The organism is Streptomyces sp. NPDC017246, from assembly GCF_044331325.1.
Classification (GTDB): domain Bacteria; phylum Actinomycetota; class Actinomycetes; order Streptomycetales; family Streptomycetaceae; genus Streptomyces.
The window spans coordinates 385,927-399,822 of record NZ_JBIRMW010000003.1; the positions used below are offsets into that span (position 1 = coordinate 385,927).

Genomic DNA, 13,896 nt, shown 5'->3' on the forward strand with positions numbered 1-13,896 from the left:
CCGACCTTCCGAAAGGACCACCTCCCGTGATCCCGTCCGGCCTGATGTCCTTCCCGCTCACGCCGTTCACCCCCGCCGACGAGGTGAACCCCGCCGTGTTCGCCGACCACATCGAGGACCAGCTCGCCCACGGCCCGGCCGCGCTCTTCGTCGCCTGCGGTACGGGGGAGTACTCCTCGCTCGCCGCGTCCGAGTACGCCGAGGTGGTCCGCCGGGCCGTGGACGTCGTCGCCGGCCGCGTGCCCGTCTTCGCCGGTGCCGGCGGCGGTCTCGGCAACGCCCAAGGGGCCGTTGCCGCCGCGTCGGACGCGGGCGCCGACGGGATCCTGCTGCTGCCCCCGTACCTCGTCGGCGGCACCGAGGACGGCTACGTCGCGTACGTGGAGTCCGTCGCCCGGACCGGCCGCCTGCCCGTCCTCGTCTACCGGCGCGGCCTGGCCAGGATCGGCGTGTCCACCGCCCTGCGCCTGCTCTCGCTGCCCCAGGTCGCCGGGATCAAGGAAGGCAACGGCGACCTGGACACGATGGCGCGGATGGTCACCGCCGTGCGCACCAGCGGCCACCCCCGCGCCGAGACGTTCGCCTTCCTCAACGGCCTGCCCACCGCCGAGGTCAGCGCGGGCGCCTGCCGGGCCATCGGCATCCGCGACTACTCCTCGGCCGTCCTGTGCTTCGCCCCCGACGTCGCACGGGCCTTCCACACGGCCCTGACGGCCGGTGACACCGTCACCACCGGCCGGCTCCTCGCCGACTTCTACCTGCCGCTGACCGAACTGCGCGACCGGGTCCCCGGATACGCGGTCTCCCTCGTCAAGGCCGGAGCGCGCCTGCGCTCGCTCGACGTCGGACACGTCAGGGCGCCGCTGGTGGACGCCTCCCCGGACCACGTCGAACAGCTGCGGGACCTGCTCGACCGTGGCCGGTGTGCACTGGCGGACATCGAAGCCCGTACCGGAGCCCGCACCACCGCAGCCGCAGCCGCGGCCGCGACCCCCACCTCCACCTCCCTGACGGCTCCCACCGCGACGGCGGCGTCGTGAAGGTCACCTCCGTCGTCGTCACCCCCGTCGCCTTCGCCGACCCGCCGCTGCTCAACGCCGTCGGCGTCCACGAGCCGTACGCCCTGCGCGCGGTGGTGGAGGTGAGGACCGACACCGGCGCCTACGGCCTGGGCGAGAGTTACGGCGACTCCGCCCATCTCGAACTGCTCCGCCACGTCGCCGACGAGCTGCCCGGCCTCGACCCCTTCGACCTCAACGAACTGGCCGGGAGGGTCGGCGCGGTCGTCGGCGGCCGCAGCGCCGACGACGCGCACGGCCTCATCGGAGCGGGCGGGTCGTCCAAGACCGTCGCGAGCGTCACCTCGCCGTTCGAGGTCGCCTGCCACGACCTCCAGGGCAAACACCTCGGCAGGCCCGTCTCCGACCTCCTCGGCGGAGCCACCCGCGACCGGGTCGACTTCTGCGGCTACCTGTTCGCGAAGTGGGCCGCGCACCCCGGTCACGAGCCGGACGCGTGGGGGCCGGCCCTCGACCCCGCCGGTCTGGTGGCACAGGCCCGGCTGATGGCGGAACGGTTCGGCTTCCGGTCGTTCAAGCTCAAGGGCGGGGTACTCCCTCCGGACGAGGAGGTCGCGGCGATCCGGGCGCTGCGTGAGGCCTTTCCCGGCCATCCGCTCCGTCTCGACCCCAACGCGAGCTGGGACCCGGCGACCGCCGCCCGGGTGGCCGTGGAGCTCGCGGGCGTCCTCGAATACCTGGAGGACCCGGTCGCCGGGATCCCCGCGACGGCAGCCCTCGCCCGGATCGCCCCGATGCCCCTCGCCACCAACATGTGCGTGGTGACCTGGAAGGACCTGACCGAGGCCGTCCCCTCCCGGGCCGTCGGCGTCCTCCTCGGCGACCACCACTTCTGGGGCGGCCTCAAGGCCGCGCAGCACCTGGCCACCGCCTGCCACCACTTCGGCATCGGCATGTCCATGCACTCCAACTCCCACCTCGGGATCAGCCTCGCCGCGATGGTGCACCTCGCCGCGGCCACCCCCGCCATCGGCCACGACCTGGACACCCACTGGCCCTGGAAGCGGCCCGAGGACGACGTCGTCACGCGGCCCTGGACTCTCGTCGACGGCGCGATCACCGTCCCGCGGACACCCGGACTGGGCGTGGAGCTGGACCGTGAGGCGTTGGACCGGCTGCACGAGCAGTACCTGGCGTGCGGACTGACCCGACGCGACGACACCGGGTACCTGGCCCGAGTGGCCCCCGGCGTACGGCTCCGCGAGGACGTCCACGAGCCCGCCCGACAGCAGGGTCCCGACCCCCTCAGACCCCACAGGAACGATGCGCCATGACCACGATCAGCGCCGACGACGCGCCGGCCTCCCCGTCCGTACCCGCCGGGAGCACCGCCCCGCTCCCCGCACCGGACACGACCTGGTTCACCCACGACCGCTTCGGCATGTTCGTCCACTGGGGCCTGTACTCCCTCGCCGCGCGCCACGAATGGGTCAAGACCAGGGAGAGGATGACGGACGAGCGGTACCAGGTGTACTTCGACCACTTCGACCCCGACCGGTACGACCCGGTCCAGTGGGCCAGGACCGCGAAGGCCGCCGGGATGCGGTACGTCGTCCTGACCACCAAGCACCACGACGGCTTCTGCCTCTGGGACAGCCGGCTCACCGACTACAAGGTCACCAGGACGCCCCACGGCCGCGACCTGGTCCGCCCGTTCGTCGAAGCCTGCCGCGCCGAGGGCCTCAAGGTCGGCTTCTACCACTCCCTGATCGACTGGCACCACCCGTCGTTCCCCGTCGACGGCACCCATCCGCAGCGCGACGACGAGGAGTTCAAGACCGCCGCGGCCGATCGTGACATCCGTGAGTACCAGCGCTATCTGCACGGCCAGGTACGCGAACTCCTCACGGACTACGGACGCGTCGACTACCTCTTCTTCGACTTCTCGTACGCGGGCCGCGAATGGTGGGGCGGCAAGGGACCCGACGACTGGGACTCCCCCCGGCTCATGGAGATGGTCCGCGGGCTCCAGCCGCACATCCTGGTCAACGACCGGTCCGGCCTGCCCGGAGACTTCGTCACCCCCGAGCAGTACCAGCCCTCCGCACCCATGACCGTCGACGGCCGGCCGGTGCTGTGGGAGGCGTGCCAGACGCTCAACGGAAGCTGGGGCTACGACCGCGACAACCTCGACCACAAGAGCCCCGACCTGCTCATCCGGATGCTCGTCGACGGCGTGTCCAAGGGCGGCAACCTCCTGCTGAACGTCGGACCCACCGGCCGGGGCGACCTCGACCCGCGCGACACCGCCGCCCTCGCGGAGATCGGCCGCTGGACCGAGCTCCACGAAAGGGCCGTCCGCGGCTGCGGCCCCTCCCCGTTCACCCCGCCCGCCGACTGCCGCTACACGCAGCGCGGCGACCGCCTCTACGTCCACCTCTTCGCCTGGCCGCTGCGCCATCTGCACCTGCCAGGACTCGAAGGGCGGGTGCGCTACGCCCAGCTCCTGAACGACGCCTCCGAGCTCGTCCAGGAACCGCCGGCCCCCGACCGCCCGGCGATGAACACCCAGATGGGCGGCCAGCCGCCCGGCACACTCACCCTCCGGCTGCCGGTGCGGCGGCCGGACACCCCGGTACCCGTCATCGAACTCCATCTGCTCTGAGGGCCCCTCCGCACCCTTCCGAGGACCTCTCCTCAGCCCCCACCTGACCCCCGTTCGACCAGGAGGCACCATGCAACGACGCACGTTCCTCACCGGCACCGCGGCAGGAGCGGCCGCGGCCGCCCTGCCCCTCTCCACCCCGGCGTACGCGAGTGCCTCCCGGCACACCCACGCGCACGTACGGGGCGCCACCGTCGATGTCAGCTCCCTCGACGACCTCCAGGACGCGATCGACGCGGCGGGCCCCGGCACCCGCATCGTCCTCGCGAACGGCACCTACACCGTCCCCGCCGCCAAGCCCCTCACCGTCACGGGCAGGCACGGCTCCCGCAGCGCGCCGATCACCATCGTCGCCGCCTCGCGCGGCGGCGCCGTCCTGCGCGGCGAGCGGAGCTTCGTCTTCGACGACTCCAGCGACGTCACGGTGAGCGGCTTCTCCTTCCGCCAGAGCACCACCCTGGAGATCCCGCCGAACTGCACGTACATCCGGCTCACCCGCAACGACTTCCAGCTCGCCGACATCGAGGGGCTGCACTGGGTCATGGTGCGCGGCGACGACGCCGTGATCGACCGCAACCACTTCCACGGCAAGACCACGCTCGGCATCTTCCTCGGCATCGAGGGCGCGGGCAGCGAGGCCATGGCCCAGGGCGTGCACGTGCACCGCAACTACTTCTCCGACCACACCTTCGCGGGCTCCAACGGCGGTGAGCCGATCCGGCTCGGCGTCAGCCCCCGCGCCCTGTCCAGTGCGCACGCGCTCGTCGAGTACAACCTGTTCGAGCGGGCCGACGGCGATCCCGAGGCGATCTCCGTGAAGAGCTCCGACAACGTCATCCGGTACAACACGATCCGGAACAGCCTCGGCGGGATCGTGCTGCGACACGGCAACCGGACCCGCGTCGAGAGCAACCACCTGATCGGCGGCCAGGAGGGCGTACGGATCTACGGAAACGACCACGTCGTCGTCAACAACTACCTGGCCGGCCTCACCGGACGGGCGATGGTCGTCGGCAGCGGTACGGCACGCGACCACGTCCCCGGCGAGTCGGCCGAGGCCCGCCGGGGCAACGACGCGCCCGACCGTGTCCTCATCGCCCACAACACCCTGCTCGACAACGCGGACGGGCTGTCGGGCGAGAGCCATCGCCCGCACGAGCCCCGCGACGTCACCATCGCCGACAACCTGCTCGTCGGCCAGACCGGCACCCTGGTCGAGATGGCGACCACGGTCCGCTTCACCTGGCAGAGCAACATCCTGTTCGGGGCCGCTGCCGACGGGAACATCCCCGCGGGAGGGTTCGTACGGGCCGACCCCCGACTGGTACGGGGGACCGACGGCGTGTACCGGCTGTCGAGCACGAGCCGGGCGATCGGAGCGGCCACCCTGAGCCCGGCGCCGGTCACCCACGACATCGACGGCGACCCGCGCGGGGGCCTCCGGGACGTCGGCGCCGACGAGTACGCGACGATCACGCCGCGAAACCGTCCCCTGACACCGGCGGACGTGGGCCCGAACGCCCGGTGACACCGCCGCCGTGAAGGACGGCCGGCCGGTGAGCCCGCTCCCGGCCGGCCCGGCCTCACCCCTGCAGTAGGCTGACGGCCAGCAGACACATCCGATGTATTTCGCCGTGCACAGGAGGACGCCTTGGCAGTTACGGACGAGGCGATCGGGAAGATCAAGGAGATGATCGTCTCCGGTGCGCTGCGCCCGGGGGACCGGCTGCCCAAGGAGGCCGACCTCGCCGCTGAGCTGGGCCTGTCGCGCAACTCCCTGCGCGAGGCGGTGAAGGCGCTTTCCCTGCTGAACATCCTCGACGTGCGGCAGGGCGACGGGACCTACGTCTCCAGCCTCGAACCGCCCCTGCTGCTCGAAGCGGTCTCCTTCGTCCTGGACTTCCACCAGGACGACCAGGCGCTCCAGGCCCTGAAGGTGCGGGGCATCCTGGAGCCCGCGGCGACCGCGCTGGCGGCGGAGCGCATCCCCGAGGACGAGATCAGGGAGCTCACGGAGCTTCTCGACGGGCTCGGCGAGGCCCCGAGCCTGGAAGAACTCGTCGCCAGCGACCTGGAGTTCCACCGGAGGATCGCGGCCGCCTCCGGCATCCCGCTGCTCTGCTCCCTCCTCGACAGCATCTCCGGAGCCACCGTGCGGGCCCGGCTGTGGCGCGGGATCACCGAGGAGACGGCGGTGGCCCGGACCCTTTCGGAGCACCGGGCCATCCTGGACGCGCTCGCCGCCCGCGACGCGCGCACGGCGGAGGCCTGGGCGACGATCCACATCTCCAACGTGGTGCGCTGGCTCGACACCGTGCTGTGACGCCCCGCGGCGGTGGCAGGACTCGGGCGCCCGTTCCCCAGGGGGACGGGCGCCCTTCGTCGTACGGCTCCCGGTCGGTGCCGGGTCGGCCGGCGGACATTTCTCGACGAGAGAGAAACATCCGATGTCTACTTGCCCGGGCTCTCGCGGGCGCCGTATCGTTCTCGCTCGACAGGCCAATCACCCGATCTGTGCTGAGGGTTGGGGCTGCTCCGTGTGCGTCGGACAGATGACGTCGAACACCGCGCACGCGGCCCAGGTGTGAAAGGAACCCCGTTGTCCACTGACATCACGCGGGTCATCGCGATGGACACCTACGACATCCGATTCCCGACCTCCCGCCAACTCGACGGGTCCGACGCGATGAACCCGGACCCCGACTACTCCGCGGCCTACCTCGTCCTGCGCACCGACGAGCCCGACGGACCGGCGGGACACGGCTTCACGTTCACCATCGGGCGTGGCAACGATGTCCAGGTCGCGGCGATCGAAGCACTGCGCCCGCACATCGTCGGTCGCTCCGTGGAAGACCTCTGCGCCGACCCGGGGCTGGTCAGCCGAGCGCTGATCGGCGACAGCCAGCTCCGCTGGCTCGGACCGGAGAAGGGCGTCATGCACATGGCCGTCGGGGCCGTGGTCAACGCCGTGTGGGACCTGGCCGCCAAACGGCGGAACAAACCCCTGTGGAAGCTGCTCGCCGACGCCGACCCCGCATGGCTCGTCTCCCAGGTGGACTTCCGCTACATCACCGACGCGATCACGCCCGAGGAGGCGCTGGACCTCCTCACCCGCGGCAAGGAAGGCCGGGCCGAACGCGAGGAGCGCCTGCGAGCCGAGGGCTACCCCGCCTACACGACATCGCCCGGCTGGCTCGGCTACTCCGACGAGAAGCTGACCCGACTGGCCGAGGAGGCCGTCGCCGCGGGGTTCACCCAGATCAAACTGAAGGTCGGCGCCGATCTCGCGGACGACATACGCCGCTGCCGCACCGCCCGCGCGGCCGTCGGCGCGGACATCCGCCTGGCCGTCGACGCCAACCAGCGATGGAACGTCACCGAGGCGATCGAGTGGACCCGGGCGCTCGCCGAGTTCGACCCGTACTGGATCGAGGAGCCGACCAGCCCGGACGACATCCTGGGACACGCGCGCGTGCGGGCCGCCGTCGCGCCGGTCAAGGTGGCGACGGGCGAGCACGTGCAGAACCGCATCGTCTTCAAGCAGCTCCTCCAGGCGGACGCCGTCGACATCGTGCAGCTGGACGCGGCCCGCGTCGGCGGGGTCAACGAGAACCTCGCCATACTGCTGCTCGCCGCGAAGTTCGGCGTCCCCGTCTGCCCCCACGCCGGCGGGGTCGGACTCTGCGAACTGGTCCAGCATCTGGCGATGTTCGACTACGTGGCGCTCAGCGGAACCACCGAGGACCGGGTCATCGAGTTCGTCGACCATCTGCACGAGCACTTCACCCACCCGGCCGTCGTCCGCGGAGGCTCGTACACGGCGCCGCTGGGCCCCGGTTTCTCCGCGGACATGCACGAGGCCTCCCTCGCGATGTTCCTGTATCCCCACGGCACGTTCTGGGCCGCCGACCTCGCGCGATCCGACGACGCCACGAACGACGCCACGACCGGCGCCACGAACGAAGTCACTCTGGAGGTGACCGCATGACCACACCCCCGCTCGTCGGCCTGCGGGCCGTCGTCACCGGCGGCGCCTCCGGCATCGGACTCGCCGTCGCACGGACGCTGCACGCCCACGGAGTCGCCGTCGCCGTCCTGGACCTCCACCCGGACGCGACGCCCGACCACCTCACCGCCCTCCGCGCGGACGTCGCCGACGAGACCTCGGTACGCCAAGCCGTAGAGGCGGCCGCCGCCACGCTGGGCGGCATCGACATCCTCGTCAACAACGCGGGCATCGGCGCCGCCGGGACGGTCGAGGACAACCCCGACGACCAGTGGCACGACGTCCTCGACGTCAACGTCCTCGGGGTCGTCCGTACGACCCGGGCCGCTCTGCCCCATCTGCGCCGCTCCGAGCACGCCGCCGTCGTCAACATCTGCTCCATCGCCGCCACCGCGGGCCTGCCCCGACGGGCGCTGTACTCGGCCAGCAAGGGCGCGGTCCTCTCCCTGACCCTCGCCATGGCCGCCGACCACGTGAGGGAGGGGATCCGCGTCAACTGCGTGAACCCCGGGACCGTCGACACCCCTTGGGTCGCCCGCCTGCTCGACGCGGCGGAGGACCCGGAGGCCGAACGCGCCGCGCTCAGCGCCCGCCAGCCCACCGGGCGACTCGTCAGCGCCGACGAGGTGGCCGCGGCCGTCGTCTATCTCGCCTCCCCGGCCGCCGCCTCGGTGACGGGCACCGCCCTCGCGGTCGACGGCGGCATGGCGGGGCTCCGACTCCGACCGGCGGGCACATGAGCACCGGCGCGGACCGGGCCGGCACAGTCCGCCCCGACGGGGACAGCACCGGCCCGGAGCGCGTCCCCATCGGCGGGACCGACGCCTGGACGACCCGCCTCGCGTTCGGCGCGGCCGGCATCGGCAACCTCTACCGGAGCGTCACCGACGAGGAGGCCGCCCAGACCCTCGCGACCGCCTGGGACCGCGGCATCCGGTCCTTCGACACGGCCCCGCACTACGGCCTCGGCCTGTCCGAACGGCGGCTCGGCGCCTTTCTGCGGGACCGGCCCCGTGACACGTACACCGTCTCGACGAAGGTCGGCCGCCTTCTGGTGCCCGACCCCGGGGCGACCGGCGACGACCTCGCGAACGGCTTCGCCGTACCCGCCGCGTACCGCAGGGTCTGGGACTTCAGCGCGGACGGCGTCCGGCGCGGCCTCGAAGCGAGCCTGGAACGCCTCGGGCTCGACCACGTCGACATCGTGTACCTGCACGACCCCGACGACCACACCGACCAGGCCCTGCGCGAGGCGTACCCGGCCCTGGAACGCCTGCGGGCCGAGGGAGTCCTTCGGGCCGTCGGCGTGGGCATGAACCAGACGGCGACACCCACCCGCTTCGTCACCGAGACGGACATCGACGTCGTCCTGCTCGCGGGCCGCTACACCCTGCTCGACCAGAGCGGCCTGGCCGAATTGCTGCCGGCCGCACTGCACCGAGGTGTGTCGATCGTCGCGGGAGGCGTGTTCAACTCGGGTCTCCTCGCCGATCCGCGCCCGGGCGCCAGGTACGACTACGCGGCCGCGTCCCCGGAGACGCTGGGCAGGGCCCTTCGGCTGCGGGAGATCTGTGAGCGCCACGGAGTGCCCCTTCGAGCCGTGGCGGCACGTTTTCCGCTGGGGCATCCCGCCGTGGCAGGCGTCCTCCTGGGCCTGCGCAGCGCCGCGGAGGCCACGGACGCCGCCGACCTGCTCGCCCGGGAGATTCCCGCCGCCCTCTGGGACGAGCTGCGGGAAGCGCACCATCTGCCCGACGACGCCCCCGTGCCGGGGCAGGGGAGGGGCCGATGAGGATCGCCCTGCACACTCGCGTCCGCGCGGACCGCATCGCCGCGTACGAGCGGGCGCACCGGGAAGTCCCCCTGGAACTGACCCGGGCGATCCGGGCCGCCGGCTGTACGTCCTGGACGATCTGGCGCAGCGGCACGGACCTCTTCCATCTGCTCGACTGCGAGGACTACGCCCGCCTCCTGGCCGAACTGGAGACACTGCCGGTCAACGTGGAGTGGCAGGCCCGGATGGCCGAACTCCTGGACGTCGTGCACGACTACTCCGGCGAAGGGGCGGACGCCGGACTGCCCGTGGTGTGGCAGCTGTGAACGGGCCCGGAGCGGGCGGGCCCGAAGCTGTCGGGTCCGAAGCGAACAGGCCCGAAGCGAACAGGCCCGAAGCGAGCAGGCCCGAAGCGAGCAGGCCCGAAGCGGGCGGGCCCGCTGTGAGCGGTGCGGCCGCGGAAGAGGCCGCTGCGGAGGGAGCGGCCGTGAACGGCCCGTTCGTCGTCGACGCCCACCACCACCTCTGGGACCTCGCCGTACGTGAGCAGGACTGGATCACCGGACCCGCGCTCGCCCCCCTGCGCCGCACCTTCACCGAGCACGACCTGAGGGCCGAGACCGTCGCCTCCGGGGTGACGGCCACCGTGCTCGTACAGACGGTGACGGTCGCCGACGAGACACCCGAGATGCTGGCCGCAGCCCACCACAGCGACCTCGTCGCCGGTGTCGTGGGCTGGACGGACCTGACGGCGCCCGCCGTCGCCGACACCCTGGCCGAGCTGCTCGCCCTGCCGGGCGGCGGGCACCTGGTCGGCATCCGCCACCAGGTCCAGGCGGAAGCGGACCCCGCCTGGCTGCTCCGCCCCGACGTCCGCCGGGGCCTTCGGGCGGTGGCCGGCGCCGGGCTCGTCTACGACCTGGTGATCCTTCCGCACCAGCTGGTGGCCGCGACCGCCGCGGCGGAGGCGTTGCCGGAGCTGACCTTCGTACTCGACCACGCGGCGAAACCGCCGATCGCGACCGGGGAGCTCGAACCCTGGGCGGCCGGTCTGCGGGCCTTCGCCGCCCTGCCGAACACCGTGGGCAAGCTTTCGGGCCTGCTCACCGAGGCCGACTGGCGGACATGGACCGTGGGCGACCTCCGCCCGTACGCCGACACCCTGCTCGGTGCGTTCGGCCCGAACCGTCTGATGTTCGGTTCGGACTGGCCCGTCTGCACCCTGGCGGCGTCGTACGGCCGGACTCTCGCGACCGCCCGAGAGCTCACGGACGGGCTCGGCGAAGCGGAGCGGGCCGCCGTCTTCGGCGGCACGGCGGCGGAGACGTACCGGCTGGCGACGTCTGACGGACAGCGCCGCTCGCCGGGCGGCGTGCCCGGTGGTCACGTAGGGTCGTGATGCCGCTACGGCAGTGGCGGTGGTACGGCGAGAGCGAACGCCTCGTCGACGGACGCGCGGGCGGGGGCGCGGCTCGACCGATCAGCGGATCGACCGATCTGGGGTGCCCCATGACAGGACAGTTCGAAGCGACGTTCGAGGTCGACCGGCCGGTCGACGAGGTCTTCGCCTTCCTCGCCGACGGACGCAACGATCCGGAGTTCAGTCCCCGGGTGCTCAGGATCGAGCGGGTTCCCGACGCCCCGACCGCCGTGGGCACCGTCTTCCGCAGCACCGTCAAGGACGCCGGGATGAAGACCGCCAGGGAGATCCGCGTCACCGCGTTCGAAGCCCCCGTGAAGCTCCGGTGGTCCGAGGTCTCGAAGAACCGCGTGACGGCACCCGAGGGCGGCTACGACCTGGAGCCCCTCGCGAACGGCCGGACCCGGGTGCGGTTCTACAACGTCCTCGAAGGGCACGGCATCGGCAGACTCCTCGTCGGCCTGGCCCTCGCGGCCGCCCGCAAGGACGCCGACGGTTTCGGCGCCCGTATCAAGGCCGCGGCCGAGGCGGGCATCGCCCCGCGCTGAGGCGGGATCGCCCCCGCGCTGAGGTGGAATCGTCTCGTTCTGAAGCGGGAGCGCGCTATCCGCCGTAGCCGTGTTCCTGTCGGGATGCGTGTCCGTCGCGTGGGCGCGGGACGGACACGACGTCCGGACGCCGCGGCGGGCCGCTGAAGCGGACGGGAACGCCGGGAGAGTACAGCACGCTCACGGGCGCGCCGAGGGGCCGCCCCAGACCGGCCGCGGCGAGCAGCGTCTCGTCGAGATCGAGGAGCCGGGCGCGGTGCAGCGGCCAGCGCGGGTGGGTGTTGGGGAGATAGAGCGGCCGCCCGAGGAACGAGCTGTGCATGCCCCAGCGGGCGGTCAGGAAATGTTCGAGCGCGGTGGGCTCCTCGACCCGCTCGCCCACGGCCACACTGATCGCGCTGCGTGCCCCGCGGGGACCGGGCCAGCGCCGGCTGCTGCTGTACGTCACGGTGGAGCCCTCGTTCCGGACGCTCATCCGCGACCAGACGTACGGGAGGCGGAACGCCCACCGTCCGACAGCGACGGGGATCAGGCGGGACGCGTCGAGCGAGCGGAAGACCACCCCACGGCGTCCGTGACCGTCCACGGAGTAGAGCCGGACGTTGGTCTCGGGGAAGGTGCCGAGGTAGGGGATCCCGGGGAGGCGGAACCAGCCGACCCGGTGCATCCGGAAGGCGACGAGGCCCACATAGGTGACGCCGTCGAGGGTGTCGGGCACGGTGCCGGCGGGCAGGAGCGGCGCCACGTCGGCGGGGTCCACGGCCCAGTGCAGGAAGGCCAGGTCGAGCCAGGACTGGGTGAGCAAGGTGCGGTCCGCGCGGTGCGGCGGGTCGGCCGATATCGGTTCGGGCTGCACGGCGGGTGGCATCTGCGGCATCGCAGCAGTATCCGGCACCGAGCGAAGAAAAGGGGCCCTCCACGGGTGTGTGGAGGGCCACCTCTTCACTGCTTCACCGCGACGGGAGGGACCACCCCGGCGCGTCGTGCGCCGAGGTTACGGCGCCACCTTCAGGAGCTTGTTCGCCGTGCCGGCGGACGCGTTCTTGATGGCGTCCGGCGTCGCCGCCCCGGTCAGCGCGGCGGCCGTGTCGGCCGGCGTCGCCGACGGGTTGGCGGCCAGGTACAGGGCCGCGGCCCCCGCCACATGGGGACTGGCCATGGACGTTCCGGAGATCGTCTTGACGCCGGTGTCGCTGTCGTTCCAGGCCGACGTGATGTCCGAGCCCGGCGCGTACAGGTCGACGACGGAGCCGAAGTTCGAGAAGTCCGACTGCTCGTCGTCCTTGGTGCTGGAGGCGACGGTGAGCGCCTCGGGCACCCGGGAGGGCGAGCCCTGTCCGGCGTCCGAGGACTCGTTGCCGGCCGCCACGGCGAAGGTCACGCCGGAGGCGATGGCGCGCTTCACCGCCGCGTCCAGCGCCTCGTCGGCGCCGCCGCCGAGGCTCATGTTCGCGACCGAGGGACCGGAGTGGTTCTTGGTCACCCAGTCGATGCCCGCCACGACCTGGTCGGTGGTGCCGGAGCCGTTGTCGTCCAGGACGCGGACGGCGACGACCTTGGCCTTCTTGGCGACTCCGTGGGACGTGCCGGCGATGGTGCCCGCCACGTGGGTGCCGTGGCCGTTGCCGTCGTCGGCACTGTCGTCGTTGTCCACGGCGTCGAAGCCGTGGGTCGCCCGGCCGCCGAAGTCCTGGTGGGAGATCCGGACGCCGGTGTCGATGACGTACGCGGTCACCCCGTCCCCGCCGTTGTCGGGGTAGGTGTACTTCTGGTCGCCGGCGGTGTCGGCCTGGTCGATGCGGTCCAGACCCCAGGACGGGGGCTGCTCCTGCGTCTCCTTGATGCTGAAGTGCTTGTTCTGCACGACCGTCCCGACGGCGGGGTCGGCGGCGAGGCGCTTGGCCTCGTCGACCGACAGACCGGACGCCGAGAAGCCGTTGACCTCGGAGCCGTAGGAGCGGGTGAGGGTGCCGCCGTACTTCTTCGCGAGATCCGCCTTGTTCGCGGATGCGTCGAGGATGACGACGAAGCTGCCGGAGACGGCGCCCGGGGCGCCGAGTCCGTGCACGGTCCCTTCGGCCGGGGCGGCCGCCCCGGCGAGGTTCCCCGCGAACAGTGCGGCGGCGGCCGTGGCAGCGGTAGCTGTGGCTATGGCCGCGTTGCGAAGTCCGTGGGATCGCTTGTGAGTTGCCATGAAGGTGGTTCTCTCCTCGTGTTGACGTGTGGGGCGTCAAACGTTCGAGAGAAACCCTGTGCGGGTTGGCAGGAGCAAATCAAGAGCGAACCAGGGGTAAAGCGTTATTCAACAAGGTTTCTTAAAATTCTCTCCGCACCTCCTCCATCTCGCGCACGTCTTCCCGCCAACTCCTGCGGGAAATGGGCACTTTCCTGTGTGGGGCGGGTGCAGTGCTGTCAGCGCGGTGAGTGGGTCATCGGGCTCCGCCGTCGTCCGTCCCGCGCGACC

General features: G+C 71.9%; 13 protein-coding genes. 11 read left to right on the forward strand and 2 right to left on the reverse strand.

What is annotated here, in order from left to right:
- Positions 1-26: 26 nt before the first annotated feature.
- The 11 genes from ACH4MY_RS10175 (at position 27) to ACH4MY_RS10225 (ending at position 11,432) form a co-directional block, all read left to right on the forward strand.
- Entirely contained in the window at positions 27-1,040 is a 1,014-nt protein-coding gene (locus tag ACH4MY_RS10175) for a 5-dehydro-4-deoxyglucarate dehydratase (RefSeq protein ID WP_398000227.1), read from the forward strand.
- A complete protein-coding gene (locus ACH4MY_RS10180) occupies positions 1,037-2,353 on the forward strand; it encodes an enolase C-terminal domain-like protein (protein ID WP_398000229.1) in 1,317 nt (438 codons plus the stop codon). Before ACH4MY_RS10175 ends, ACH4MY_RS10180 begins: the two co-directional genes overlap by 4 nt.
- Entirely contained in the window at positions 2,350-3,684 is a 1,335-nt protein-coding gene (locus ACH4MY_RS10185; protein WP_398000231.1) for an alpha-L-fucosidase, read from the forward strand. Before ACH4MY_RS10180 ends, ACH4MY_RS10185 begins: the two co-directional genes overlap by 4 nt.
- Before the next feature lie 70 nt (positions 3,685-3,754).
- Entirely contained in the window at positions 3,755-5,212 is a 1,458-nt protein-coding gene (locus ACH4MY_RS10190) for a polysaccharide lyase 6 family protein (RefSeq protein WP_398000233.1), read from the forward strand.
- Between the two features lie 123 nt (positions 5,213-5,335).
- Entirely contained in the window at positions 5,336-6,007 is a 672-nt protein-coding gene (locus ACH4MY_RS10195) for a FadR/GntR family transcriptional regulator (RefSeq protein WP_398000235.1), read from the forward strand.
- Between the two features lie 306 nt (positions 6,008-6,313).
- Positions 6,314-7,672: an L-fuconate dehydratase gene (locus ACH4MY_RS10200; RefSeq protein ID WP_398000582.1), complete on the forward strand. Its 1,359-nt coding sequence runs from the start codon at positions 6,314-6,316 to the stop codon at positions 7,670-7,672.
- Complete coding sequence (locus ACH4MY_RS10205; RefSeq protein ID WP_398000237.1) at positions 7,669-8,430, forward strand: SDR family NAD(P)-dependent oxidoreductase; 762 nt, start codon at positions 7,669-7,671, stop codon at positions 8,428-8,430. The genes ACH4MY_RS10200 and ACH4MY_RS10205 overlap by 4 nt, the downstream gene beginning before the upstream one ends.
- A complete protein-coding gene (locus ACH4MY_RS10210; RefSeq protein WP_398000239.1) occupies positions 8,427-9,482 on the forward strand; it encodes an aldo/keto reductase in 1,056 nt (351 codons plus the stop codon). Before ACH4MY_RS10205 ends, ACH4MY_RS10210 begins: the two co-directional genes overlap by 4 nt.
- Entirely contained in the window at positions 9,479-9,790 is a 312-nt protein-coding gene (locus ACH4MY_RS10215) for an L-rhamnose mutarotase (protein WP_398000242.1), read from the forward strand. The genes ACH4MY_RS10210 and ACH4MY_RS10215 overlap by 4 nt, the downstream gene beginning before the upstream one ends.
- 161 nt (positions 9,791-9,951) lie before the next feature.
- Positions 9,952-10,863: an amidohydrolase family protein gene (locus ACH4MY_RS10220; RefSeq protein WP_398000243.1), complete on the forward strand. Its 912-nt coding sequence runs from the start codon at positions 9,952-9,954 to the stop codon at positions 10,861-10,863.
- A gap of 110 nt (positions 10,864-10,973) precedes the next feature.
- The gene (locus ACH4MY_RS10225; RefSeq protein WP_398000246.1) at positions 10,974-11,432 is read left to right on the forward strand and encodes an SRPBCC family protein; all 459 of its coding nucleotides are present in this window, start codon (positions 10,974-10,976) and stop codon (positions 11,430-11,432) included.
- Between the two features lie 55 nt (positions 11,433-11,487).
- On the opposite strand, the gene ACH4MY_RS10230 is transcribed toward ACH4MY_RS10225, so the two are convergent.
- Positions 11,488-12,309 carry a YqjF family protein gene (locus ACH4MY_RS10230; RefSeq protein ID WP_398000248.1) on the reverse strand — a complete coding sequence of 274 codons (822 nt, stop codon included), beginning with the start codon at positions 12,307-12,309 and terminating at the stop codon, positions 11,488-11,490.
- 117 nt (positions 12,310-12,426) lie between these two features.
- A complete protein-coding gene (locus tag ACH4MY_RS10235) occupies positions 12,427-13,626 on the reverse strand; it encodes a S8 family peptidase (RefSeq protein WP_398000250.1) in 1,200 nt (399 codons plus the stop codon).
- Between the last annotated feature and the right edge of the window lie 270 nt (positions 13,627-13,896).

Excerpts from the sequence above, each read along its gene's own strand:
- ACH4MY_RS10185 (WP_398000231.1), top strand. The coding sequence starts at position 2,350 with ATGACCACGATCAGCGCCGACGACGCGCCGGCCTCCCCGTCCGTACCC.
- ACH4MY_RS10190 (WP_398000233.1), top strand. The coding sequence starts at position 3,755 with ATGCAACGACGCACGTTCCTCACCGGCACCGCGGCAGGAGCGGCCGCG.
- ACH4MY_RS10200 (WP_398000582.1), top strand. The coding sequence starts at position 6,314 with ATGGACACCTACGACATCCGATTCCCGACCTCCCGCCAACTCGACGGG.
- ACH4MY_RS10205 (WP_398000237.1), top strand. The coding sequence starts at position 7,669 with ATGACCACACCCCCGCTCGTCGGCCTGCGGGCCGTCGTCACCGGCGGC.
- ACH4MY_RS10210 (WP_398000239.1), top strand. The coding sequence starts at position 8,427 with ATGAGCACCGGCGCGGACCGGGCCGGCACAGTCCGCCCCGACGGGGAC.
- ACH4MY_RS10215 (WP_398000242.1), top strand. The coding sequence starts at position 9,479 with ATGAGGATCGCCCTGCACACTCGCGTCCGCGCGGACCGCATCGCCGCG.
- ACH4MY_RS10225 (WP_398000246.1), top strand. The coding sequence starts at position 10,974 with ATGACAGGACAGTTCGAAGCGACGTTCGAGGTCGACCGGCCGGTCGAC.
- ACH4MY_RS10230 (WP_398000248.1), bottom strand. The coding sequence starts at position 12,309 with ATGCCGCAGATGCCACCCGCCGTGCAGCCCGAACCGATATCGGCCGAC.
- ACH4MY_RS10235 (WP_398000250.1), bottom strand. The coding sequence starts at position 13,626 with ATGGCAACTCACAAGCGATCCCACGGACTTCGCAACGCGGCCATAGCC.